Genomic DNA, 24876 nt, shown 5'->3' with positions numbered 1-24876 from the left:
CCCAGCCGCCAGCGGACGCGGCCGCCGTCCGGGGCGGTGAGGCGCACGCCCAGCGTGCGGACCGTGCGCCCGGCACGGCCCCGCAGCAGGGCACCGGCCCGGACGGTGGCCGTGGTCCAGCCCGGGCCGGCGCTGCCGGCGGGCAGCGTCGCCGTGTGCCCGTCGACGTCCAGCAGGAGCTCCACCTGGACGGGGGCCGTGCCCGGATCCGTGCGGTACGCCAGCTCGACCACGGTGGTTGGGGACAGCGGCAGCCGGGCGGCGTACAGCTCCACCGCGGTGGGCGCGGTGAGCGGGCCGTCGACCAGGAGGCTGCTGCCGCCGTGCCAGGCGTCGGCGAAGTCGAACCCCACGGCCGGACGGGCGCCGGAGCCCTGGATTGTCCAGCGGCGGCCAGGCAGCCGGTCCTGGAGCCCCAGTTGGTGCCAGGGCCCGGCGGGCACCGGCCGCCCCCGCTCGTACCAGCCGAGGCCGTGACCGGTGTTGAACACGGTCGCGAACGGGAGAGCGGTGAGCGTGGACCGGTCGGCGACGGACGCGGCGGGCGGGCGCCAGGGGCCCTCGTCGCCGGTACCGCACCAGAAACGGTCGTCCCGGGCGTGGAAGGCTGCGGGGGAGCGGTCGCCCGAGGCTGCGTGCTTCCAGGTCCACTCGGGGCGGTAGAAGCCGAACGAGGTGACGTGCGGGCGGCCGGCCGGGACGACGGCGTCCCAGTCGACGGGCGTGTCCCAGCCGCGCGCCTCGACGTCCACACCCGCCCACAGCGCGTACCGCCCGGGTCCCATGGCGTCGGCCCGCTCGCCGGACGAACGCAGGCCGCCCGGCGTCCAGTTGAAGTTGAGGAACAGGGATCCGGCGGCATCGAAGAGGGCGGCGTTGCGGTCGTTCAGCTCGTTCTGCCAGGAGACGTCGCCCTCGACGGTCATCGCGTCGTACCAGGTCACGCGCAGCCCCCGGTCGCGGGCCCGCAGGTGGGCGACGAAGTCGCGCATGTCCGCGCCCAGCCGCGCGTCCCCGCCGTCGGTCTCGGCGTTGAGGAACCAGCCGTCGAAACCGTGGGCGCGGGCCACCCGGACCAGTTGGTCGGCGAGCGGGAAGCCGCCGTCCGGCCCCCGGCGCACCAGCTCCCGCGTCCAGCGCAGCTGCCCGCCGTAGGCGGCCGGGGGCAGGAACACCGTGCCGAGGACGGGCACGCCGTTGCGATGGGCGGCGTCCACGACGGGGGCGGTCGGCGCGAGGATCAGCCCCTCTCCCGAGGAGCCGCCCCAGAAGACCAGTTCGTCGAGGTACGCCCAGTGGGTGAGCGCGTAGTGGTCGGCGGTCGGCCCGCCCTGGGACGGGTTCCCGGACGTGGGGGCGAAGGAGACGAGGGCGCTGACCCGGGCCTGCCCGGCGCGGGCGCGGCCGGGGGCCGGCGGGGGAGTGAAGCGCGGGGCGAGGGGGACGGCCGAGCGGTTGAACGGGAGGTCGGGGTCGTCCTCGGGTCTCCAGCGGGCCAGGGAGCGCCACGTCACCCCGGGCGGGGGCGCGCCCGGGGGCAGGGAGTCGGGGAACCAGTAGGAGGCGTAGGGCTGGAGGTCCGGGGCGCCGGGCGCCGCCCGGGCGGACGGGCTCGCGAAGGCGGCCGCGAGGCCGGCGGCGAGGACGGTGCGGCGGGTCGGTGCGGGCATGGCGCTCCTCCGAATGGATATGCGGACGGTCAGCCCCGGCTCCCGGAGGACCGCGCCCTCCTTGTCCGGCCTCCGGGGGCCGTGGGTGAAGGCCGGGCGTGGGTGGATCCGGGCCGCGGGTGGGTCCGGGCCGCGGGTGGATCCGGCGGCGTCCGGTCGGAGTCAGAGAATCTGGTCCACCGTGACCGTCTCCTCGATCCCCCGGCCCCTCAAGTGGTCCGTCTCGGCCACCCGTTGGGTCAGGACGACGGCCGGCCGCACACCGTCCGCGGCGAGCCGCATCCATGCCTCGAAGTACGCGCCGCCCGGCGCGCACATCGGCCGCAGCGGAGCGCTGTCCACGTCCCCCGCGTCCACGACCAGCGCGATCCGCCGGGGCGCGGGGGCGTCCCGCGCGCCGTCCCGGTGCTCCCGCACGACGCGGGCCAGTGCCTCGCCCGCAGGTTTGAGCCGGCGGTCGTTGGTGAACAGCCCCAGGTCGTACTCCAGGGCGGGGAAGTCGGCCAGGGCCCGGTCCACGTCGTGCGAGCACCACCAGGTGACGCCCCACAGGTCCGGGCAGTCCAGGACGTTCAGCAGCGTCGTCCGCGTGAACTCCGCCGCCCGCGCGGCCGGGATGTGCGGCGCGGGCGCCCCGACCTCCTGGAGCCAGACCGGCCGGGCCGGGTCCTCCGCCCACGCCTTCGACAGCTCGACGAGGTACGCGGCGTGCAGGCCCGTCGCCGCGCCGTCCGGGCCGTGCCGCTGGGCGGTGCCGTTGAACACCCAGGAGTGCACGGCGGTCATGGCCCCGATGCGGGCCGCGTGCGCGGGCGTGAAGGGGTGCGTGCCGTCGTACCAGGCCGCGTCGTACGCGGCGTGCAGGTGCGTCCGTCCCGGGGCGGCCTTCTCGCACGCGTCGGTCATCCGGCGCAGCCAGCGGCCCGCCTCGGCGCCGGTGATCCGGTCGGGGTCGGGGTGCGGGTCGCCCGAGAACTGGTTGGTCTCGTTGCCGACCGTCATGCCGAGGAAGTGGGGCCGCCCGGCCAGCGCCCCCGCGAGCTCGGCCAGGTAGCGGGCCTGGGCGTCGACGACGTCGGGGTCGGTGAACAGGTTCCGGCGGTGCCAGGTGGTCACCCACGAGGGGAGGAAGTCGAAGCTCGACAGGTGCCCCTGGAGCCCGTCCACGGCGACGTCCAGGCCGCGTTCCCCGGCCTCGTCCACCAGCCGGACGAGCTGGTCGACGGCGCGCGGCCGGATCAGCGTCCGGTTGGGCTGGAACAGCGGCCACAGCGGGAACACCCGGATGTGGTCTAGGCCCAGCGACCCGACGCAGTCCAGGTCGGCGCGGACGTCGTCGAGGTCGAAGTCGAGCCAGTGGTGGAACCAGCCTCTGCTGGGCGTGTAGTTGACACCGAAGCGCACGCTCATGGAGCTCCTCTCCAGGTCGGGTTCAGCCCTTGACGGCGCCCTCGCCGGTCCCGCGGAAGAAGTACCGCTGGAGACAGGCGAACATCACGACGAGCGGGGCGACCGCGATGACGGTCCCGGCCGCGACGAGCCGGGGGTTCTGCTGGAACGTGCCGTGCAGGAAGTTGAGGCCGACGGTGAGGGTGTAGCGGTCCGAGTCCGACAGCACGATCAGCGGCCACAGGAAGTCGTCCCAGGCACCCATGAACGCGAAGATCGCCACGACGGCCAGCGTGCCGCGCACGGACGGCAGCGCGACCCGGGTGAACCGCTGCCACACGTTCGCGCCGTCGATCACCGCCGCCTCCTCGATCTCGTACGGCACGTTCGCGAAGGCGTTGCGCATCAGCAGCACATTGAGCGCGCCGACGGCACCGGGCAGTACGACGGCGGTGAGGGTGTTGTTCAGCTCCAGGTCGCGCATCATCGTGAACTGCGCCACCACGATGGATTCCGCGGGCACGAGCAGCGCCATCACGAAGGCGAGCCCGGCGGCCCGGCGGCCCCGGAAGCGCAGTCGCGCCAGCGCGTAGCCCGCCATCGAGGCCCCGGCCAGATTGGTGAGGACGCTGGTGACGGCGACCTTCAGCGAGTTCAGCGCGTAGTCCCAGACCGGGACGATGTCCGCGACCTCCGCGTAGTTGTGCGTGGTCGGGTGCTCGGGCAGGAAGCGGGGCGGCGAGGTGTAGACATCCTCGGTCGTGCCCTTGAAGGAGGTCGAGAGCTGCCAGAGGAACGGCCCCACGCTGATCACGAGTACCACGAGCAACAGCAGGTAGCGCACGACGATTTCGCGCGCCCGCATCCGGTTCACGCCCCGCCCTCCGCGTCCGTCCTGCGGCCGGCCCACAGCACCAGCAGCATCAGCAGCAGCGCGACGGTGAAGACCACCAGCGAGATCGCCGACGCGTACCCCACCCGGCCGTTGAGACCCGTTCCCGTGCGCTGCACGAGCATCACCAGCGTGGTGTCCTCGCCGGCCGGACCGCCGGTGGGGCCGGCCAGCAGGAACACCTCGGAGAAGACCTTGAACGCCGACACCGACGACAGGGCACCGACGAGCACCATCGTCGAACGGACGGCGGGCACCGTGACGCTCGTGAAGCGGCGCAGCGCCCCCGCCCCGTCGACCGCCGCCGCCTCGTGCAGCTCACGCGGCACGTGCGCCAGCGCCGCCAGATAGACGACCATGTAGTAGCCGAGGCCCTTCCACACCGTCAGCGCCATCGCGCTGAACAGCAGCAGCCACGCGTCACCCAGGAAGGACACCGGCCCGGCGCCCAGGGCCTCCAGGATCCCGTTGACCAGCCCCCGGTCGTCCAGCATCCACGACCAGATCAGCCCCACGGCGACCACCGACGCCACCACCGGCGTGTAGAACGCCGACCGGAAGAAGCCGGTGCCCGGCAGCCGCTTGTGCACCAGCAGGGCGAGCAGCAGGGGCAGCAGCACGGTGAACGGGACGACGAGCAGCACGTACAGCCCGCTGTTGCGCAGCGCCACCCAGAACTGCTCGTCGTGCAGCATGTCCCGGAAGTTCCGCAGCCCCACCCACTCCCCGGGCGCCAGGGTGCGGGCGTCGGTGAACGCGTCCCGGACGGTCGTCAGGAACGGCCAGAGGCTGAACGCGGCGAGGACGCCGAGCCCCGGCAGGAGCAGCAGCCACGGGGTGGCGGTGCGGTGGGTGCGAACGCGTCGTCGTCCGGCCATGGCTCGGGCGCCGGTCACTTCTGCCGGAGCAGTCTGTTGCTCTGCGCCACCGCGTCGTCGAGCGCCTGCCGCGGGGATTTCTTCCCCTGGAGCGCTTTGGCGACCTCGTTGCGCAGAATGGTCTTCATCTCGTCGCTCATCACCACGGGTGTGTAATTGACCGCGCCCTTCAGCATTTTCGCGGAGGCGACCCGTATCCGTCCCTCGTCGGTCCCGTCGTCCTTCGTCCAATAAGGATCGTCGAGCGATCCCTTGGTGCTCGGGAAGACGGCGACCCGGTGGGCGAACGCGTCCTGGTTCCGGCGGTCGGTGACGAAATGCGCGAAGGCGACGGCGGCCGCCTTGTGTCCGCTGTGGGCGTTGACGGCCACGCCCATGACGTACATGTTCGGCCGGCCCGTGTTGTTGGGCGCGTCGGTGATGCCGAGACTGCGGTAGAGGCCGGGCGCGTTCTTCCGGAAATTCGCCAGGTCGTTGGCGCCGCCCGGATTCATGGCGACCTTCTGCTCCAGGAATTTCCGGCCCGCCTGCTCGGGGGTGCTGGTGAGCGCCTGCGGGTCGAGGCCGCCGTGGTCGTAGAGCTCCTTGTAGCGGGTCAGCAGCTCCACGCCCTTGGGCTCGTTGTACGTGAACGCGGTGGCGTCGTCGTTCATCAGCCGCACCCCGTACCGGCCGAGGTCCTCGATCGCCGGGGTGCCCGCGAGGGTGGCCGTCGGCCCGCCCGGGCGCCGGGCCAGCGCCGACGCGGCGGTGAACAACTGGTCGTAGCTGCGCGGGGGTTTCTCCGGGTCGAGGCCGGCGTCCTTGAACAGGGACTTGTTGTAGAAGAGCGGCCCGGTGGTGAGGTACCAGGGAAAGGCGTACGAGCCGTCCAGCCCCGGGAGGGTGTTGCCGCGCCAGGATTCCTCGGTGTACTCACCTTTGAACTTCGCCGCCGCCTGCTCCTTGTCGAGGTTCATCAGCACCCCGGCCTTGGCCAGCGGATAGGAGAGATCGGGGGAGACGTTGACGACGTCGGGCAGGGTACCGGCCGCGGCGTCCGCGCCGAGCTTGTCGGCATAGTGCTCGGCCGGCTGGTCCAGCCACTTGACCTTCACGTCCGGGTGCTGCTTCTCGAAGTCCCGGACCAGCGACTCGAAATAGTCCTTGTACTGCGCCCGGAGATTCCAGGTCTGGAAACTGATGCTGCCCTCGATCCGGCCGTCCGCGGAACCGCCGCCGTCGCTCCCGCCGCCCGATCCGCAGGCGGTCGCCGTCAGCGCGAGGGCGAGCAGTGCGGCGGCCGGACGGACGGCACGGCGGACGGTTCTGCGAGCGGTTCTGCGGACGGTTCTCCCGGGGGCACCGCGGGGTCGGTCCATGGCCGGCAACTCCTTCGGTCGGGCCGGAGGGTGGCGGTCCAAAAGGTGCACCCGGCAAGGGAGTCGCGTCAATACTTCCGTCAATGACTAATGCGCTTTAGTGTGTTGGCGACCGACCGCTCCAGGAGGCCGATCCATGCGCCGGCTGCCGGCCCGCCGCCCGACGATCCGCGACATCGCGCGCCGCGCGGGCGTCTCCGAGAGCGCCGTGTCCTTCGCCCTCAACGGCCGCCCGGGCGTCTCGGCCGCCACCCGGGAACGCGTCCGGCGCGTCGCCGAACAGCTCGGCTGGCAGCCCAGCACGGCCGCCCGCGCCCTGTCCGGGGAGGGCTCCGCCACCGTCGGCCTCGTCCTCGCCCGGCCCGCCCGGACCCTCGGCGTCGAGTCGTTCTTCCTCCGCCTCGTCTCCGGCGTCCAGGAGGCACTGGCCCCGCGGCGGCTCGGCCTGCTCTTCCAGGTCGTCGAGGACGTGACGGCCGAATGCGCCGTTCACCGCCGCTGGTGGGCCGAGCACCGCGTCGACGGCCTCCTCGTCGTCGACCCGCGCGACGCCGACCCCCGGCCCGCCCTGCTCGCCGAACTCGGCCTGCCCGCCGTGGTCATCGGTGCCATGGACGACCCGCCCTGGGAGGCCCGCCCTCCGGATGCCCCGCTCTCCAACCTCTGGGCCGACGACGCCGCCGCCATGGCCTCCGTCGTCGACCACCTCCACGCCCTCGGCCACCAGCACCTCGTCCACGTCGCCGGCCTGCCCGGCCTCGCCCACACCCGCCGCCGCATCGCCTCTTTGCGCCGGGAGGCGGACCGCCGCGGCCTGCCCGACGTCCACTCCGTCACCACCGACTACTCCGACGCCCAGGGCGCCGAAGCCACCCGCCGCCTCCTCTCCGCCCCGAGCCCGCCCACCGCCATCGTCTACGACAACGACGTCATGGCTGTCGCCGGCCTCTCCGTCGCCGCCCAGCACGGCCTCTCCGTCCCCACCGACCTCTCCATCGTCGCCTGGGACGACTCCATCCTCTGCCGCAGCACCCACCCCCCGCTCACCGCCCTCACCCGCGACACCGACGCCTTCGGCCGCCGCGCCGCCGAGGAACTCGTCGCCCTCCTGGACGGCGGCCCGCCGCGCCGCTGCCGGGACACCACGCCGCGGCTGGTGGCGCGGGGGTCCACGGGGGTGGTGCGGGGCGGGTAGGGTCCGGAGGGATCTGCCGCCCATCCGGCGCGCCGACCAGGCCCCATGCGATGCCAGAGTGAGGCGAGGTCGAAACATCCGGTGACGGCGTTGAGTTCGCTATCCCGTTCGCACAAGTAGCCGCAGCCCCTCGACCGGGACTGACAACAGCTCTCACCCAGCGGGATCCAGATTCCATACCTGGGGCAGGTCGCCGCCGCAGAAGACGCACACGAAGTCGTCCTCGCGCACGATGCCGCGTTCCCGGCAGCCGGGACAGCGCCGGAACACCACCTCGTGCGTGAAGCCGGACGGATGCCCGAGTCCTGCCCGATCCAGGGCGTGGGCAACCGCCCGCCACGACGCGACGTCCGGGCAGTACCCGGTCGAGTGGTTGGTGACGTCGCCCACGGCCCAACGGCCGGCCTCGCGGACGAAGCTGATCTCACCTGCGCTCAGAACCGGTGCTCCACCGGCACAGGCGACGTGCTCGCTCCGCCGTGGTGCCGGCCGTAGCAAACCGTCCGTGTCGGCCACGAAGGTGAACGGTTCGTCCAACTCCACGGCCGATTGTTCCGCGATCCAGCTGTCGAGGTCAGCCGCCCGTCCGATCGGGCTGCCGACGCCGCCGGGCCGAATCGCAGCCCTCAACTCGTCCGGCCCGACGTACCGGTAGCTCCGCTTCCGCACGCTCATCAGGCCACCGGACGTCGTGCGACGAAGGCGAATTCCCTGCCCGGCCGGTCAGGGTGAGGCAGCGGCACTCTCAACACCGCGTATGCTTCCGCAGGGAATGCGACCCCCCGGCCGCAGGGGGCTCCCGACGCCCGTTCCCTCATCACCGCGGACGTTCCCCCGCCCTGGCCTCAGGATCGCCGTGCGAACTCGCGGAGGCGGTATGCCGACCGATGGCGTGGGCGACGTCGTCCGGGTGCGTCAGCTGGGGATGATGGCCCGCGCCGGCGATGACGGTCACTGTGGCGCGTGGGAGTGTGGCCAGCAGGGCCTGCCCCTCGGGCGTGAGCGGGTCGCGGGAGCCCACGACGACGTGCACGTGCCCCGGGTACCGCTGCAGATCGGCTTGGAGGTCGTCCCGCCACTGCGGCTGCACGGTGGCAGCCAGGAGCCGGGCGGTGGTGCCCGCGACGGTGCCGCGACGAAGATCCGCCACACTCGATCGGAGTGTGCTCTCGTACGCCGTGGTGCCGGTGAGCCGCTCGGCCAGCGCCTCGGAGCCCACGTGGCTCAGGTACCGACGCGTCAGGGCCGCCCACCGAGCAGCGCGAGGAGGATGCGCCTGCAGGAAGAATGGCGATACGAGCGTGAGCTGATCCACCGTGCCGGGAAGAGCGGTCGCGGCCTCGACGGCGGCCGCGGCACCGATGGAGTGGCCCACCAGGTGACGGGCACCGGTCTCGGCCACCAGTGCGGCCAGCCAGGACGGCCAGTCGGCGCGGCGTCCCGCGCTCATCCCCAGGCCGGGCAGGTCGACGGCGCGGGCACGGCCCAGTGCCGCGACGACCGGCGCCCAGGTGTCGGCGTTGACCGGCAGCCCCGGCAGCACCACCGTGGGTGCGCCGGGTTCGCCGAGCTCGAAAGTCCGTGTCCCGCCCGGCGCCGTGAACCGCCGGTCGCCGGCGGGGGCATCGCCGAAGCGGTGCGCCGCCAGGTGGTCGGCCCAGCGGCGGATCGTCGTGGCAGCGTCGGGCATGGCCAGCCCGTGACGGGCGGCGAAGGCACGCGCTGAATCGGTGGGGTAGCGGTCGCTCGACAAGAACGTCAAGGTCTCCGGATCGGCCTTGGTGAGCCATCGGGGCAGGAGCTTGATGAGAGGCACCGGGATCCGCGCAAGGGGCGCCTTGGCCCGGTAGTGCTCGGAGACGAGGGTGAGCAGCCCGGGCAGTGCGGGAGTGTTGTCGTCCAGCAGCCAGTACGCGGCGCGTTCGGCGGCCTCGTCCATCGGAAGCAGGGTCATGAACCGGGCCAGGTAGTCGACCGCGACCACGGGGACGAACGTCCGTGCGTTCCCCGGCACCGCCGGAAGGGAGCCCTGCCAGATGTCCTTCACCTGGGAGGCGATCCCCAGGTACTGGTCGGACTCGCCGGTGGCGCTGTCACCGATCACGCTCGCCGGATTGACAACGGACCAGGGAACACCCAGCTGCTCCGCTGTGGCCTGGAAGACGGCGTCCGCCTCGGCCTTGGACGCCTCGTAGGCACCGAGGGCACGGTAGGTCTCCCGTCGTCGCTCTTCGCTCCAGGGAGCGGCGTCCTGCCCGCCCACCCGGTACCCGGAGACGTGAACCAGCCGACGCAGACGCGGCAGTCGCGCCGCGAACGCGACGACCGCGCGGACACTGTCGACGTTGGCGCGACGGGCCTCGTCCGCCGGCATCCCGAACCGGTAGGCGCCGGCGCAGTTGTAGACCTCGGTGATGTCGTCGCACTCGCCCTCGATCAGCGACGGCTCGCCGAAGTCGACCCGGAGGTCGGCCGGGGCGTCGTCGTGCCCGTGGTCGCGCAGCCACCGGGCCAGCCGCTGGTACGCATCGTGGTTCCGGCTTGCCGCGCTCACCCGGACGCCGGTGCGGCCGAGCGCCAGCACCAGATGGCGTCCGATGAAGCCGCTCGCGCCCAGCACCAGTGCGTGCCGTTCCTCCGCGCTCATACCGAAGCCTCCGCGCCCTCGTCCAGCAGCACGGCGAGCGCCTGGGCGGCACAGTGCAGCGGCTCGGTGGACCGCTGGGCACGCGACACGATCACCGCTCCCTCGACCATGCTGACCACGGCCGTCGCCAGCGCGCGGGCGGCCGGACGATGACGGCCGTGCGCGACGAGGTGCTCGGTCACCGGCGCGATCCACGACTCGAAGGCATTCGCGCAGGCGTCCCGCAACCGTTCGCTCCGCGCACCCATCTCCAGCGTCACCACCGAGACCGGGCACCCCAGTTGGAAGCCGCTGTCGTCGAGCATCACTGCCAGCGCGTCGATCACGCGGCGCACCGCTTCCCCCGGAGTCGTCGATTCCGATGCCGAGTCGGTGACAAGAGAGCCGAACCGCGTCGCCGCGAGTTCGACGGCCTTCTCTCCGAGCGCCTCCTTGCCATCAGGGAAGTGGAAGTACAGCGACCCCTTGGGGGCACCCGCGTGCTCCGCCACCGTGGTGAGTCCCGTACCGCTGTAGCCGTGACGCTGGATCAGTTCGAGCATCGACTCCGCCAGTCGCGCGCTGGTCTTGACTCCCTTGGTTCCTGCCATGGGAACGGATAATAGACCGGTCTACATATTTTTCAAGTCCGCGCGGTCCGCGCCGCGATGAGGCTCATATCTTGTGGCTTGGCCCGTGGCGGTTGGTGATGTTGATGCGGTTACGGCGCAGGCCGTACGAGCCGGGAATCCGGGTGGCCTGCCGCCGCGTTCGGTCAACAGCCACTCACGCGCCCGTGCTTCGTCCAGGAGACCTCTCTCATGTCAGAGCCAGAGATCGGTGCCATCGTCTTCGACGTGCTCGGCACGCTCGTCGACGAACCCGCCGGAATCCGCGCCGGCATTCGTGAACTCGCCCCGTCGCTCGACGATTCCAGGGTCGAGCAACTGTTGTCGCTGTGGCAGCGGCACATCGACCGCGAGCAGCGTCGCATCCTCAACGGTCTCCGGCCTTACCTCACCAGCGACGTCCTCGACCTGGAAGCCGCCCGGCTCGTCGCCGAGGCCGCCGGAGTCGGCGACCCGACCGCCGTAGCGGCGCTGGCTCTGTCAGGTCGCAGGCTCCCGCCGTGGCCCGACACCGTGGCAGGGCTCGCCCGACTCGCCGAACGGTTCCCGCTGATCGGACTCTCCAACGCGAGCCGGACCGCGCTGCTGGGGCTCAACGCCCACGCCGGACTGCGCTGGCACCAGGCCCTGTCCGCCGAAGACGCCCGGACCTACAAGCCGGATCCCGCGGTCTACCAGCTGGCCGTCACCGTCTCCGGACGACCGCCGGAGCGACTCCTGATGGTCGCCGCCCACGCCTGGGACCTGCGCGGAGCACAGCGCCTCGGCCTGCGCACCGCATACGTCGCCCGCCCCGTCGGCGACCCACCCACCTCCTCGGACGGGTTCGACCTCCACGCCGACGATCTGGCCGGCCTGGCCGACCAACTCGAACGAGCCCAGGGTCGTGTTCGGCAGGTCATCGGCGGAGCCGGAGCTGGATCGAGGCGGGGGTGACGGCGCCGTGGAATGCGGAACATCTTGCCCAAGCCGGCCGGCCTGCTGCCCATGCTCCCGCGGTGTTTGCGGATGGCCCGCTGGTCCCGAGGCTCGGGGATGGTGCGCTTGATCTGGCGTCGTCGCAGGTAGCGCCGGTGGTGGCGGGAGGAGTACGCCTGATGGGAAGCGAACGTCGGCGGTAGCTGTCGTTCTGGGGACACGAGCCGAAGGAACCTGGAGGCGCTACTGCTCAGCCCTGGTGAATGATCCGGCCGACGACGGCCTCGGCCCGCTCCGGGTGCTCCTCCAGCCACGCGCCGACGTGTTCCCGGACAGCCTCCCCGACGCAGGCAGGCACCGCGGCGTTGGCCAACTTGCCACGTGTGGAGCCCTCGAACTCGGGGTGGTCCAGTTTCACGGACACGACCGCGGTCAGGCCCTCGCTGGTCGTCGCGGCGTCGAGACCGGGGTCCGTCGCCGTCAGCAGCCGCCGGTCCCGCGCGTACCGGTTGACCGCGGCTGTCACACCGTCGCGGAATCCCGCCGTGTGCGAGCCGCCCTCGGAGGTGGGACGGCTGTTGGCGTAGCTCCGGACTCGTTCCTCGGGGGAGTCGTGCCACCGGAGGGCCACTTCCATCGTCCCCGCCATTCGCGGGTCCTCGCGTTCGAAGCCGATGACATCCGGGTGGACGGGCGCCCCAGCCGCCGCCTCCGCGTCGAGGTGGGCGACAAGATCCCGCGCCCCGCCCGGAAACCGGAACCGCTCCGAGCGGGATCCGTCCGAGGCGCGCCCGTCGGTCAGTGAGATGTCCAGGCCCCGGTTCAGGTAGGCGAGTTCCTTGAAGCGCTCCGCCAGTGCCGCGAACGAGCACTTCGCCGCCCCGAAGATGCTGGTGTCCGGACGGAAGGTGATGACGGTCCCGGTTCCGGTCGCCGGCCCCGCGGCGTGGGGTGGGGCGAGCGGGACACCGCGCACGTAGTCCTGGAGCCGGCGGACACCGTCGTGCCGCACCTCGGCTGTCAGCCGGCTCGACAGGATGTTGGTGACGCAGAGCCAGGTACCGGCGGCGCCCGTGCTCACGGCGTGGCGGCCGCCGGGATGGGCGCCGGCATGCGTGCGGGTCAGCAGGGCTTCGAGACCGGGACCGCCGGTGTCCTGGCCCGACGCGAACGGGCCGCCCGGGCCGTCGTCGGCGACCCGCACGTCGCCGTCGGGGGTGAGGGCGACGTCGACGGAGCCGGCGCGTCCGGCCGGCACCTCGTTCACCGCCCTGTCGGCGACCTCGAACACCATCTGGTGCAGGCCGCGTTCGGTGACCGATCCGATGTACATCCAGGGCCGTGTCCGGATGGCTTCCCACTCCGTGAGCCCCTGAAGGTGAGTGGCGCCGTACGTGTGCTGCGCGTCGTTGCTCATGAAGTCGCCTCCGATGTGTCCGGCAGACCTCGTCAGCCTAGGCAGTGCCCTGAAAAATGCCAGGTCAGAGCTGTTTCGTCGACGTCGTGGACGGACGCTGGGGCGCCTTCCCGAGACGGTCGGCCACGAGGGGGGCGGATTGCGGTCCGAGTGCGCCCGGGGCCCCGCCGAGATCGCGTACGCCCCTGTTTCCGGCAGCCCCGAGGTCCCCGATTGCGGTGCACCTCCGAACCCGGATCCTTCCTGCCCGGGAAAGGGCTTTTGCTGGATATGCCGCTACCCCACCCGCCTCGATCACCCGCACCGCACCCCATGCGATTTAATTGCGAGGGATTCGCAACAGCAACCGATCAGTGAACAGGGGTGGACGGCATGACGGCCCGGTCCATACGGGGAACGGCCGCCATGGCCGCGGCGGCCATGCTGGCCATGGGCGCGGCCGCCTGCGGGAAGCCGGGCGGAGGAAACGCGGGGGGCGGTAGCGGGGGCGGCAAGGACGCGCTCGTCGTCGGCCTCGCCAACGAGCCCGAGACGCTGAGCCCGCTGCTGGGCTACGGCAAGGACGGCAACTCGAAGATCTTCGACGGGCTGCTCCGCCGGGACGCGTCGATGAAGCTCCGCCCGGCCCTCGCCGAGGCTCTGCCCAAGGTGACCGACGACGGGCGCACGTACACGTTCGCGCTCCGGCACGGGGTGAAGTTCAGTGACGGCAAGCCGTTCACCGCCGAGGACGTGGTCTTCACCTACCGGACCATCCTCGACGAGAAGACCAACAACGCGAACAAGGGCGAGCTCGACGCCATCGACAAGGTCACCGCCCGGGGCGACGACACCGTCGTCTTCTCGCTGAAGTACCCGTACGCGCCCTTCGCCGAGCGCACGGTCCTGCCGATCGTCCCCGAGCACGCGGCCAAGGGACAGGACGTCAACACCGGCTCGTTCAACACCGAGCCCATCGGCACCGGACCGTACGTCCTCACCGGCTGGAGCAAGGGCGAGAAGCTGACCTTCAAGGCCAACCCCGGCTACTGGGGCGGTGAGCCGGAGGTCAAGAAGCTCACCATGGCGATCATCAAGGACGACGACGTCCGGGCCACCCGGCTGCGCAGCGGTGACCTCGACGGCGCCATCCTGCCGCCCAACCTGGCCAAGGGCTTCAAGGGCGACCGCTCCAAGGTGACGACGACCGCGAAGACCACCGACTTCCGCGGTGTGACGCTGCCCACCGCGAACAAGGTCACCGGCGACACCGCCGTGCGCCGCGCCCTGGACCTGGCCGTGGACCGCGACGCCATGGTGAAGAGCCTGCTGGAGGGCGCGGGCCGGGCCGGTTACGGGCCCGTTCCCACGGACAGTGAGTGGTTCGCCAAGGGCACCGAGCGCCCGTACGACCCGGACCGGGCGAAGAAGATCCTGGACGACGCGGGCTGGAAGCCCGGTGACGACGGCATCCGGGAGAAGGACGGGGAGCGCGCGGAGTTCACCCTGTGGTTCCCGGCGGGCGACAAGCTCCGCCAGGAGCACGCGCTCGCGTTCGCCTCGGACGCCAAGAAGATCGGCATCCGGGCGAAGGTGCAGAGCGGCACCTGGGAGGTCATCGAGCCGCGCATGAAGGACGACGCGGTCCTCGCCGGCGGCGGCAACCCGGCCGACCCGGACTTCGACCTCTACAACCTCCTGCACTCCTCCCTCGCCCTCGACGGCTTCAACAACATGGCCGCCTACAAGAACCCCGAGGTCGACAAGGCGCTGGAGGAGGGCCGACGCAGCGGTGACAAGGCCGCCCGCAAGGCCGCGTACGACAGGATCCAGCGCGCCCTGGCCGACGACCCGGGCTACGTCTTCCTCACCCACGTCGACCACCTCTACGTCATGAACGACGCCTGGCAGGACCTCACCACCCAGGTGGAGCCGCACGACCACGGCCTCGGCGCGGGCCCCTGGTGGAACGTCGAGGACTGGCAGCCGAAGAAGTGAGCTCCCGCTGGACGGCCCTCCCCTGGGGGCCGATGGCCCGTATGGCGGGACGCCGGCTGCTGGCCGCCGTCCCCGTGCTGCTCGTCGTGACGTTCGCCGTCTTCGCCGTGGCCGCCGCCTCGCCGTTCGACCCCGCCCGCGTCTACGCGGGCGGCGGTGGCCCCGGCACCGGCCAGGGCGTCCTGGACCAGCTGCGCGACAACCTCGGCGCGGACCGGCCCTTCGCCGCCCGCTGGTGGGACTGGCTGACCGCCGCCCTGACCGGCGACCTCGGCGACTCCACATCCCTGCGCCAGCCGGTGGCCCAGGCCATCGGCGAGCGCATCGGCTGGTCCGTGCTGCTCTGCGGCACCGCCTTCGCCGTCGCGGTCGCCGTCGGCACCGCGCTCGGGGTGCTCGCCGCCCGGCGGCGGGGCGGGCTCCTCGACCGGGCCGTGACCTCCCTGGCGTACACCCTGGAGGCAGCGCCGCCGTTCTGGCTCGGGCTGCTCGCCGTCTGGTTCTTCTCGCTCAAGACCGGCGCGCTGCCCGCCGGCGGGCTCACCGACACCGGCAGCGACACCGTCACCGCCGGACAGGTCGCCACGCACCTGGTGCTTCCCGCGGCCGTGCTCGCCGTGACCCAGCTGCCCTGGTTCGTCCTGTACGTCCGCCAAGGCGTGGGCGACGCCCTCGACGAGGACCCCGTCCGCGGCGCCCGCGCCCGCGGCCTCGCCGAACGCACCGTGCTGCTCGGCCACGCCCTCCGCTCGGGCCTGCTGCCCGTGCTCACCCTCATCGGCTCGCGCGTCCCCGAACTGATCACCGGGGCCCTGCTCGTGGAGACCGTCTTCAGCTGGCCCGGCATCGCCTCCGCGACCGTCGACGCGGCGACCGGCGTCGACTTTCCCCTGCTCGCCGCGCTGACCGTGCTGGCCACGGCCGCCGTGCTGGCCGGCAATCTGCTGTCGGACCTGCTGTACGGGCTCGCCGACCCGAGGGTGGGCTTCGATGGCTGAGCCGCGCACCACCACCCGGCAGCCGCGCACCACCCCCCGGCCCATGACCGGCACGCGGCGGACGAAGGCACTCGCCGGACTTGCCGGAAGCGGCGGCCGGGGACGACGGCCGGGCGTCGTGAGCGCCGCCGTCCTCGCCGTCGTCGTCCTGACCGTCCTCCTCGTGCCGCTCCTCGTCCCGCTGGACGAGCAGGCCGTCGACCTCGGCGCCAAACTGCTGCCGCCGAGCGCGGACCACCCCTTCGGCACTGACGAGGTCGGCCGCGACCTGCTGCTGCGCTGCGTCTACGGGCTGCGGGTCTCGCTCCTCGTCGGCGCCGTCGCCGCCCTCGTCGCGACCGTCGTCGGCACGGCGGTGGGCGCCCTGGCCGGTGCCCTCGGCGGCTGGGCGGACCGGGTCGTCATGCGCGTCGTCGACCTCTTCTCCTCCGTTCCCCACCTGCTGCTCGGCATCTTCGTGGTGGCGATGTTCCGCCCCGGCGTCTGGCCGGTCATCGCCTCGATCGCCGTCACCCACTGGCTGTCGACCGCCCGCATCGTCCGCGCCGAGGTGCTGTCGCTGCGCTCCCGCCCGTTCGTCGACGCTGCGGTCTCCGGGGGCTCCTCGCGGCTCCGGATCGCCGTGCGGCACCTGCTGCCGGGCGTTCTGCCGCAGGCCGGACTGGCCGCCGTGCTGATGGTCCCGCACGCGATCTGGCACGAGTCGGCGCTGTCGTTCCTGGGCCTCGGCCTGCCCACGCACCAGGCCAGCCTGGGCAACATGGTGCAGGCCGCGCGCGGGTCGCTGCTGGCCGGCGACTGGTGGCCGACGCTCTTCCCCGGCCTGTTCATCATCGTCCCCACCCTGGCCGTCGCGGGCCTGGCGGCCGCCTGGCGCGACCGCCTCTCGCCACGGCGGCGATCGGAGCTGACGCTGTGATGTCCCCCACCCCGCCCCGACCCGACTCCCGCGGGGAGGAGCCCCCGCGCTCCCCCCGGCCTCTGCGAGCACGCTCCGCGCGGTCGTCCTCAAGTGCCGGTCGGGCCGCGTCGTCCGGTGCCGGGGCCGAGGCCGTGCTGTCCGAGCCGTGTGGGGGCGAGCGCGCCGCGTCGGGCCGGCCGGCGGTTGAGGCGGAGCGGCGCGTCCGCGACGAAGCGGGGGCGTGCGGGGGCGCGGCCTCCGCGGAGAGCGGGAGGGGGCGGGACGGGTCCTCAAGTGCCGGTCGGGCCGCGTACTCCGGTGCCGGGGCCCAGGCCGCGTCGTCCGAGCCGCGTGCANCGGGAGGGGGCGGGACGGGTCCTCAAGTGCCGGTCGGGCCGCGTACTCCGGTGCCGGGGCCCAGGCCGCGTCGTCCGAGCCGCGTGCACGCGAACGCGCCGTGTCGGCCCGGCCGGCGGTTGAGGCGGAGCGGCGCGTCCGCGACGAAGCGGGGGCGTGCGGGGGCGCTGCGCCCGCGGAGAACAGGAAGGGGCAGGACCGGTCCTCAAACGCGGGACAGGCCACGCAGGCCGGCGCCGGCGCCGGGACCGAGGCAGTGCTGCCCGAGCCGCGTGCGCGCGAACGCGCCGTGTCGGCCCGGCCGGCGGTTGAGGCGGAGCGGCGCGTCCGCGACGAAGCGGGGGCGCGCGAGGGCGCTGCGCCCGCGGAAAACGGGAAGGGGCGGGACTGGGGCACAGCTCCGCGGGAAGCCTCGGCCACCCCCCTCCTCGACGTACAGAACCTCTCCGTCCGCTTCCGTATGCGCGGCTCCCGCGAGATCGCGGCCGTCACCGACGCCACGTTCCGCCTCCACCGGGGCGAATGCCTCGCCCTCATCGGCGAGAGCGGCTGCGGCAAGTCCGTCCTCGCCTCCGCCCTGCTCGGCCTGCTGCCCGGCAACGCCAGGACCGCCGGGCAGGCCCACCTCGGCGGCCTGGACCTCCTCGCCGCAGACGAACGCACGCTCGCCCGTACCGTCCGGGGCCGCCGCGTGGGCCTCGTCCCGCAGAGCCCCGCCGCGCACCTCACCCCCGTCCGCACGGTCCGCTCCCAACTGCGCGAGACACTTCGCGAGCTGACCGGCCGGCGGCAGGGCGAGGAGGCCGCCGCGGAACGCGCCGCGTTCCCCGCCGACCACCTCGACCGCCACCCGCACCAGCTCTCCGGCGGCCTCGCCCAGCGCGCCGCCACCGCCCTCGCCCTGGTCGGCGACGCCCCGCTGCTGCTCGCCGACGAGCCGACCACCGGCCTCGACCGCGAACTGGTCGACCGCACCGCCGACGAACTGCGCCACCACGTCGACCGGGGCCACGCCCTGCTGATGATCACCCACGACCTCGCCGCGGCCGAGCGGATCGCCGACCGCGTCGCCGTCATGTACGCGGGCCGCATCGTCGAACTCGCCGACGCCGCCGCCTTCTTCGGCGACCCCGGCCCCCGCCACCCCTACGCCCGCGGCCTGCTCGACGCCCTGCCCGAACGTGCCTTCACCCCCATCCCCGGCATGCCCCCCGAGCTCGGCGACCTCCCGGACGGCTGCGCCTTCGCCGCCCGCTGCCCCCGCGCCGCGGACACCTGCGCCACCGTCCCGCCGCTCACGGACGGCGTCGCCTGCCACCACCCGAGGAACCCGGGGAACCCGAGGAGCGCCCGTGCTTGAGCTGCGCCGCATCACCGCCGGGTACGAGCCGCGCCGGCCCGTGGTCCGCGATGTGTCCCTCACCGTGGCGGCCGGGGAGGCGGTCGGGCTGCTCGGGCCGAGCGGCTGCGGCAAGTCCACGCTGGCCCGCGTCGCCGCCCTGCTGCACCGGCCGGAGGCGGGCACGGTCGTCCTCGACGGCGAACCCGCGCGCGGCTGGCGGCACCGCGCCCCGCGCGAGCAGCGCACCGCGTTCGGCGTGGTCTTCCAGCAGCCGAGGATGTCCGCCGACCCCCGGCTGCGGCTCCACGACCTGATCGCCGAACCGCTCCGCGCGACCGGCCGCCGCGCCGAGGCCCCCGACCGCGTCGCCGAACTGGCCGCCGCCACCGGCCTCTCCGACGACCTGCTCGCCCGCCGCCCGCACGAGGTGAGCGACGGCCAGCTGCAACGCGCCTGCGTGGCCCGGGCACTCGTCCTCCGCCCCCGCTGGCTGATCTGCGACGAGATGACGGCCATGCTGGACGCCTCCACGACGGCCGCCCTGGTCGCCGTCGTCGAGGACTACCGGCGGGAGACCGGCGCCGGCCTGCTGGCAGTCGGCCACGACCGCGCACTCCTCGACCGCTGGTGCGACCGGACGGTCCGCTGGCAGGACGTGGCGGGCACGCAGCGCAGCCCGTCCGGCGTTTGAGGGCAGCATGCGCAGCACGCTTCGGGCGGGAAACGGCGAAACGGGGGTGCCCTCACCCGCCCCCCCCGCCGCCCCGGGCGCCGGGGGAGGGTGACGGCCTTCGCCCCTCCACCTCCTCCACCTCCCCCGCCCGACGCCCCCCCCCGCCGAACCGTGCGGCGGACCCCGCCGGACGCCCCGGACCCGTATCGACCCCACTCCCACCACCAAGGACCCCGATGACCGCCCCCGCCGGAAGACGCCCCCGCCGCGCCGACACCGCCGCGCCCGCGGCGGGCCGCTGCACCGTCACCGTCTGCCGCGGCTGCTGCTGCGGCACCCCCAAGACCCCCGGCGTCGACCACGCCGCCCAGCTCCGCGAGCTGCGCCGCGCCCTCGACGGCACGGCCACCGTGCGCGTCACCGACTGCCTGGACGTCTGCGAACAGGCCAACGTCATCGTCGTCCAGCCGTCCCGGGCCGGCCGCGAGGCCGGTGGCCGCCCGGTCTGGCTGGGCCTGTGCAACGACCCCGACGTCCCCGCGGACGTCGCCGCCTGGACCGCGGCGGGCGGCCCCGGCCTCGCCGATCCGCCCGGCGTCCTCGACCTCTACGTCTTCACCCCCTCCCGGCGGGTGCGCGGAGGCGTGCCGGACTAGCGGCGGCCGCCCGGCACCCGCCCGGCACCCGCTTCCCGCAGAAAGGGCTTTACGGGAGCGCACCCGTGTGATGACCTTGCCCGGCCGATACGAGGACGGCTTCCGGGGGCGGAGCCGTAGGGGTGGGGAGAACACACCGGTGCCCGACACCACAGAACGGACGACCGGGACATGCCCTCGGTGCGGGGCCGGGATACGGACCGACGACCGGTTCACCGCCTGGTGCGCCGCCTGCGACTGGAACGTGGACCCGGCCAGGCCCGAGGAGAAGCCGGGACGACGGGAGCGGACGCAGCGGGCCCTGGCCCGCCGGCACGGTGAACGGCTGCTCGCCGAGGTGACGTCCGGCCGTCCGCTGCGGCCGCGGCGCGACGCCTCCACGGTCCTCGCCCAAGTGATCGCGCTCGCCGTCCACGGAGTGACCGCCGTGCTCGCCGCGGCGGGGATCTGGCTCCTCCTGGCCGGCTGGGGCGGCGCCGGAATGGTGCTGGCACCGGTGCTCCTGTTTCTGGCCTGGGTGCTGAGACCCCGGTTCCCCCGGCTGCCCGCGAACGTTCCTGTCCTGCGGCGCGCGGACGCTCCCGAGCTGTACGCGCTCGTCGACGACATCGCCGCCGTGGTCGGTACCCGGGGCGTGGACGCGATCGCGATCGTCACCGACGTCAACGCGAGCGTGACAATGTACGGAGTGCGCGGCCGTCGCCTGCTGACGCTGGGCCTGCCGCTGTGGGAGACCCTCACACCGCAACAGCGGATCGCCGTCCTGGGCCACGAACTCGGCCACTACGCCCACGGGGACACCCGCCACGGGCGTGTGGTGGCAAGCGCCTACCTGTCACTGGCCACCTGGCACTACATGCTCGCCCCGGTCGCCCGGCCGTCCCTCGCCGAGATGGCCGCGAATCTCCTCGGCCTCGTGCCCCGGCTGCTGGTTCAGGGCCTGCTGACGCTGTTCGACCACCTGACGCTGCGGGCAGCCCAGCGCGCGGAGTACCTGGCCGACGCCGCGGCGGCCAGGGCCGGTTCGACAGAGGCCGCCGTGGGCTTCATGGACCGGCTCCTGGTCGCGGACTCCGTGGTCAACACGCTGCGCCGCGAGGCCGGCACCGCCCGGACGGGCCGGCGTGACGCCGGGCGCGGCGAGGCCGAACGGGCGGACCGGCTGTGGGCGCGCCTGGCCGAGCACCTGGAGACCATCCCCGAGCACGAGTACGAGCGCCGGCGCCGGGCCGGGTCCCTGCGGGGGCACGCCGTCGACTCGACCCACCCTCCGACCCACCTGAGGCGCGCCTGCCTGCTGCACGGTGAGCCCATGCCGCCGGCCGTGCCGACGGACGACGGAAGGGAGCGGCGGATCGCCGCCGAACTCGCCGACGCGCGCGGCGCGTTGGCGCGGGAGCTCGTCCGCCACGGCGTGGGCGACCAGTCAGGGAGGTTCCCGCCTACTGATGCCGCACCAGCGGGAACGGCAGCGTCTCCCGGATCGACAGCCCCGTCAGGAACATCACCAGCCGGTCCACCCCGATCCCCAGCCCACCCGTCGGCGGCATCGCGTACTCCAGCGCGCGCAGGAAGTCCTCGTCCAGCTCCATCGCCTCGGGATCGCCGCCCGCCGCCCGCAGCGACTGGGCGGTCAGCCGGCTGCGCTGCTCGACGGGGTCGGTCAACTCGGAGTAGGCGGTGCCCAGTTCGGTGCCGAACGCCACCAGGTCCCAGCGTTCGGCGAGCCGCGGGTCGACGCGGTGGGGGCGGGTGAGCGGGGAGACGTCGGTGGGGAAGTCCTTGTAGAAGACGGGCAGCGTGGTCCGCTCCTCGACCAGCCGCTCGTACAGCTCCAGGACGATGTCCCCGCGCCCGTGCTCCGGCCGGTGCGGCACCCCCGCCGCGTCGCAGTGCCGCCGCAGCTCCGCCTCACCGGTGTCCGGGCCGACCTCCTCGCCCAGCGCCTCCGAGATCGCCCCGTGCACGGTCCGCACCGGCCAGCTGCCGGAGATGTCGTACGCGACCGCCTTCCCGGACTCCTCCGTCCGCACCGCCACGGCCTCGCCGTGCGCGGCGACGGCCGCCTCCTGGATCAGCTCGCGGGTCAGGTCCAGCATCACGTCGTAGTCGGCGAACGCCTGGTAGGCCTCCAGCATGGTGAACTCGGGGTTGTGCTTGTAGGAGACGCCCTCGTTGCGGAACGTGCGGCCCAGTTCGAAGACCTTCTCCAGGCCGCCCACGCAGAGCCGCTTGAGGTAGAGCTCGGGGGCGATGCGCAGGTACAGGTCCAGGTCGTAGGCGTTGATGTGGGTGGTGAACGGGCGGGCGTTCGCCCCGCCGTGCACCTGCTGGAGCATGGGCGTCTCGACCTCCAGGTAGCCCCGCTCCAGCAGTCCCCGGCGCAGTGCCTGGACGGCCGCGCTGCGCGCCCGCACCGTCCGCCGGGCCTCCGGCGAGACGGCGAGGTCCACGTAGCGCATCCGGACCCGGGCCTCCGGGTCGCTGAGGCCGTGCCGTTTGTCGGGCAGCGGGCGAAGACACTTGGCGATCAGCCGGGCCCGGGTGACGAAGAGCGTGAGCTCACCGCGGTCGGTCGTGCCGATCTCGCCCTCGGCCTCGATATGGTCCCCGAGGTCGAGCCGGGTGAAGCGGCGCAGCAGCTCCGGACCCGAACCGTCGCGGGCGACGGTGAGCTGGAGGTCGCCGGACCAGTCGCGCAGCACCGCGAACGCGATCCCGCCGTGGTTGCGGATCAGCAGCAACCGGCCGGCGACGGCGGCCCGCTCCCCGGTGCGGGAGCCGGGCGCGAGCCCGGCGTGCGCGGCGCGGATCGCGGCGAGCGTATGGGTGCGGTGCGCGTCCGGGGGGTACGGGTCGATGCCCTCGCGGCGGAGCCGGTCCAGCTTACGGCGGCGGATCCGCACCTGCTCGGGCAGCCGCTCCAGCTCGTCCTGTAGCACCGCGCCCCCGGCCTCGGTACCGAGGCCGAGTTCGGACAGCGGCGGCAGTCCGGCCGTCGACGCCGGGCTGACGACGCCCCGCGCGCGGCCCCTGCCCCACAGCTGCCCCAGGCTGGGCACCGAGACGAAGCCCTCCGCGATGCCGGAGGCCAGGCCGATCCGGGCGAGGGCGCCCGCGTCGGCGTAGCACAGGAAGCGGGGGTGCCACTCGGGGTTGTACTTGACGTTCGAGCGGTACAGCGCTTCCAGCTGCCACCACTTGGAGAAGAACAGCAGCAGCCTGCGCCACAGCCGCAGCACCGGTCCCGCGCCGATGCGCGCGCCCTCCTCGAACGCCGCGCGGAACACCGCGAAGTTGAGGGAGACGCGCTTGATCCCGAAGCGGCCGGCCTGCGTGCACAACCGCGAGACCATGAACTCCATGACACCGTTGGGCGCGGCCCGGTCGCGGCGCATCACGTCCAGGGAGACCCCGTCCCGCCCCCAGGGCACGAAGGACAGCAGGGCGATCATCTTCCCCTCGCTGTCGAACGCCTCGACCAGCAGGCAGTCCCCGTCGGCCGGGTCGCCCAGCCGCCCCAGGGCCATCGAGAAGCCCCGCTCGGTCTCGGTGTCCCGCCAGGCGTCCGCGCGCCGGATGACCTCGCCCATCTCCTCGTCGGTGAGCGTGGCGTGCCGCCGGACGCGGACGGACGCGCCGGTGCGCTCGACCCGGTTGACCGCCTGCCGGGTCACCCGCATCTCCCGGCCGTCCAGGTCGAACGAGGCCACCTGGAGGATCGCCTCGTCACCGAGCTGGAGCGCGCCCAGCCCCGACCGGGCGTACGCGCGGGCGCCCGCCTCGCTGGCGCCCATCACCGCGGGCTGCCACCCGTACCGTCCCGCCAGCTCCAGCCAGGCGTCGACCGCAGGCGTCCACGCCTCGGGGTCGCCCAGCGGATCGCCGGAGGCCAGGCAGACGCCCGCCTCCACCCGGTAGGTCACGGCGGCCTTGCCGCTGGGGGAGAAGACCACGGCCTTGTCCCGGCGCGTCGCGAAGTAGCCGAGCGAGTCCTGCCCGCCGTAGCGGCTGAGCAGGGCGCGGATGCGAGGCTCCTCGTCGTCGTGCAGGGCGGCCTCCAGACGCTGCGAGCGGAACAGCGTCATGGTGGCGTTGAGCAGCGCCAGCGCGCCGAACAGGCCGAGCAGGAAGTACACCCCGTGCGGCGGGTGCCCGGTGAAGTGCCGGCCGCTGACCAGCCCGCCGCACACCTTGTTGGCCACGAACAGCAGCCGGTTGGCGGCGCCGTGCTCCAGCGTGCCGGGGAACAGCTCCACCAGCCCCCAGCCCACCAGGGTGCCCGCCGCCAGGCCCGCCACCAGCACCAGCAGGGCGCGGACGAACGCACCGCGCCGCACCTGCGCGTAGAACTCGTGCCGGGCCAGGACCAGCAGGGCCATCGCGGCCAGCGACAGGACGAGCGAGGGGACGGTGTCCCAGTAGCCCACGGCGAGCAACAGCGCGTCCGCCAGCACCAGCAGCGTCAGATAGGCGAGGACGAACCAGAGCGCGACCCGCTTGCGGGCGGCCGTGGCGGTGGCGAGCAGCAGCAGGAAGACCGCGTACGCCAGGTTCGGCGCGGTGGGCACGGTGAGGGTGTCCAGGGCGTCCGTCAGCGGGTACGCCGCGCGCCGCAAGGGGGAGATCAGCGAGGTGAGCGCGCAGAACACGCCGAGCAGACCGAAGAAGAGCGCGAAGCCGTTCGGGACCCTGCGCAGCACCCGGCTCCGGGCGGAGGCCGGCTCGCCCTCCTCCGCGCCCCGGACGCCGGTCTCCCGTGCCGTCTCCTTCTCCACCGCGGCGCGCCCGCGCTCCCGGACTGTGCGGCTCATTCCGTCACCTTAGGCAGGCCCGGGGCAGCACGCCTGTCGAACATTCCTAGAACGTAGGCGCGTGCCGTCACCCGGGTCGTGGGCCGGAGCGGGGCCGCGCTCGCCCGATCTGCGAAGTTGTCACCTGAAAGGAGGACATGTGGCATGCGGGAGGACATGGCGAGATACGCGAGACTTGCGGAT

Annotated in this window: 18 protein-coding genes and 1 pseudogene; 9 read left to right on the top strand and 10 right to left on the bottom strand. The window is 73.3% G+C overall.

Annotation, left to right across the window (positions count from 1 at the left end; all coding sequences use genetic code 11):
• The 5 genes from HN013_RS29060 to HN013_RS29040 all read right to left on the bottom strand — a co-directional run.
• The coding region (locus HN013_RS29060) for an endo-beta-N-acetylglucosaminidase (RefSeq protein WP_249375548.1) at nt 1-1670 on the bottom strand (1670 nt) is incomplete at its 3' end.
• Nucleotides 1671-1832: 162 nt separating this feature from the next.
• Nucleotides 1833-3080 carry a glycosyl hydrolase gene (locus HN013_RS29055; protein WP_171171480.1) on the bottom strand — a complete coding sequence of 416 codons (1248 nt, stop codon included), beginning with the start codon at nt 3078-3080 and terminating at the stop codon, nt 1833-1835.
• A gap of 22 nt (nt 3081-3102) precedes the next feature.
• Nucleotides 3103-3924, bottom strand: coding sequence for a carbohydrate ABC transporter permease (locus tag HN013_RS29050; protein WP_171171501.1), 822 nt, complete (start codon nt 3922-3924; stop codon nt 3103-3105).
• Between the two features lie 5 nt (nt 3925-3929).
• A complete protein-coding gene (locus tag HN013_RS29045) occupies nt 3930-4829 on the bottom strand; it encodes a carbohydrate ABC transporter permease (RefSeq protein ID WP_171171478.1) in 900 nt (299 codons plus the stop codon).
• 14 nt (nt 4830-4843) lie between these two features.
• The gene (locus HN013_RS29040; RefSeq protein ID WP_171171476.1) at nt 4844-6190 is read right to left on the bottom strand and encodes an ABC transporter substrate-binding protein; all 1347 of its coding nucleotides are present in this window, start codon (nt 6188-6190) and stop codon (nt 4844-4846) included.
• Between the two features lie 136 nt (nt 6191-6326).
• On the opposite strand from HN013_RS29040, the gene HN013_RS29035 reads away from it, so the two are divergent.
• Nucleotides 6327-7385, top strand: a complete 1059-nt coding sequence (locus tag HN013_RS29035; protein WP_171171474.1) for a LacI family DNA-binding transcriptional regulator — start codon at nt 6327-6329, stop codon at nt 7383-7385.
• 153 nt (nt 7386-7538) lie between these two features.
• Here HN013_RS29035 and HN013_RS29030 read toward each other — a convergent pair whose 3' ends face one another.
• The 3 genes from HN013_RS29030 to HN013_RS29020 all read right to left on the bottom strand — a co-directional run bounded on the left by HN013_RS29030 (nt 7539) and on the right by HN013_RS29020 (nt 10622).
• Nucleotides 7539-8060 (bottom strand): hypothetical protein, encoded by a 522-nt coding sequence (locus HN013_RS29030; RefSeq protein ID WP_171171472.1) that lies wholly within the window; start codon nt 8058-8060, stop codon nt 7539-7541.
• Between the two features lie 142 nt (nt 8061-8202).
• On the bottom strand, nt 8203-10032 hold the full coding sequence (locus HN013_RS29025) for an alpha/beta fold hydrolase (protein WP_171171470.1): 1830 nt from the start codon (nt 10030-10032) through the stop codon (nt 8203-8205).
• Complete coding sequence (locus tag HN013_RS29020) at nt 10029-10622, bottom strand: TetR/AcrR family transcriptional regulator (protein WP_212764939.1); 594 nt, start codon at nt 10620-10622, stop codon at nt 10029-10031. Before HN013_RS29020 ends, HN013_RS29025 begins: the two co-directional genes overlap by 4 nt.
• 210 nt (nt 10623-10832) lie before the next feature.
• Here HN013_RS29020 and HN013_RS29015 point away from each other — a divergent pair, with 210 nt between their 5' ends.
• Nucleotides 10833-11576 carry a haloacid dehalogenase type II gene (locus HN013_RS29015; RefSeq protein WP_171171468.1) on the top strand — a complete coding sequence of 248 codons (744 nt, stop codon included), beginning with the start codon at nt 10833-10835 and terminating at the stop codon, nt 11574-11576.
• 232 nt (nt 11577-11808) lie between these two features.
• On the opposite strand, the gene HN013_RS29010 is transcribed toward HN013_RS29015, so the two are convergent.
• Nucleotides 11809-12975 carry a DNA gyrase subunit B gene (locus tag HN013_RS29010; protein ID WP_171171467.1) on the bottom strand — a complete coding sequence of 389 codons (1167 nt, stop codon included), beginning with the start codon at nt 12973-12975 and terminating at the stop codon, nt 11809-11811.
• A gap of 372 nt (nt 12976-13347) precedes the next feature.
• On the opposite strand from HN013_RS29010, the gene HN013_RS29005 reads away from it, so the two are divergent.
• From HN013_RS29005 to HN013_RS28975, 7 genes and pseudogenes are all read left to right on the top strand, one after another.
• Nucleotides 13348-14952: an ABC transporter substrate-binding protein gene (locus tag HN013_RS29005; protein ID WP_171171465.1), complete on the top strand. Its 1605-nt coding sequence runs from the start codon at nt 13348-13350 to the stop codon at nt 14950-14952.
• A gap of 32 nt (nt 14953-14984) precedes the next feature.
• Entirely contained in the window at nt 14985-15950 is a 966-nt protein-coding gene (locus HN013_RS29000; protein WP_171171497.1) for an ABC transporter permease, read from the top strand.
• Entirely contained in the window at nt 15943-16869 is a 927-nt protein-coding gene (locus HN013_RS28995) for an ABC transporter permease (RefSeq protein WP_249375546.1), read from the top strand. Before HN013_RS29000 ends, HN013_RS28995 begins: the two co-directional genes overlap by 8 nt.
• A 799-nt stretch (nt 16870-17668) precedes the next feature.
• Nucleotides 17669-18568: an ABC transporter ATP-binding protein gene (locus HN013_RS28990; RefSeq protein WP_171171494.1), complete on the top strand. Its 900-nt coding sequence runs from the start codon at nt 17669-17671 to the stop codon at nt 18566-18568.
• Nucleotides 18561-19241, top strand: a complete 681-nt coding sequence (locus HN013_RS28985; protein ID WP_171171463.1) for an ABC transporter ATP-binding protein — start codon at nt 18561-18563, stop codon at nt 19239-19241. Before HN013_RS28990 ends, HN013_RS28985 begins: the two co-directional genes overlap by 8 nt.
• A gap of 218 nt (nt 19242-19459) precedes the next feature.
• On the top strand, nt 19460-19879 hold the full coding sequence (locus HN013_RS28980; RefSeq protein WP_171171461.1) for a (2Fe-2S) ferredoxin domain-containing protein: 420 nt from the start codon (nt 19460-19462) through the stop codon (nt 19877-19879).
• A gap of 70 nt (nt 19880-19949) precedes the next feature.
• A pseudogene (locus HN013_RS28975) lies at nt 19950-21107 on the top strand (M48 family metallopeptidase); the annotation flags it as partial.
• Between the two features lie 214 nt (nt 21108-21321).
• On the opposite strand, the gene lysX reads toward HN013_RS28975, so the two are convergent.
• The gene (gene lysX, locus HN013_RS28970) at nt 21322-24693 is read right to left on the bottom strand and encodes a bifunctional lysylphosphatidylglycerol synthetase/lysine--tRNA ligase LysX (protein ID WP_249375544.1); all 3372 of its coding nucleotides are present in this window, start codon (nt 24691-24693) and stop codon (nt 21322-21324) included.
• Nucleotides 24694-24876: the final 183 nt, after the last annotated feature.

It is taken from the genome of Streptomyces sp. I05A-00742 (assembly GCF_013055795.1).
Taxonomy (GTDB): Bacteria; Actinomycetota; Actinomycetes; order Streptomycetales; family Streptomycetaceae; genus Streptomyces.
The sequence above is the reverse complement of the archived record's forward strand: the minus strand, read 5'-3'. Positions and strand labels throughout refer to the sequence as shown.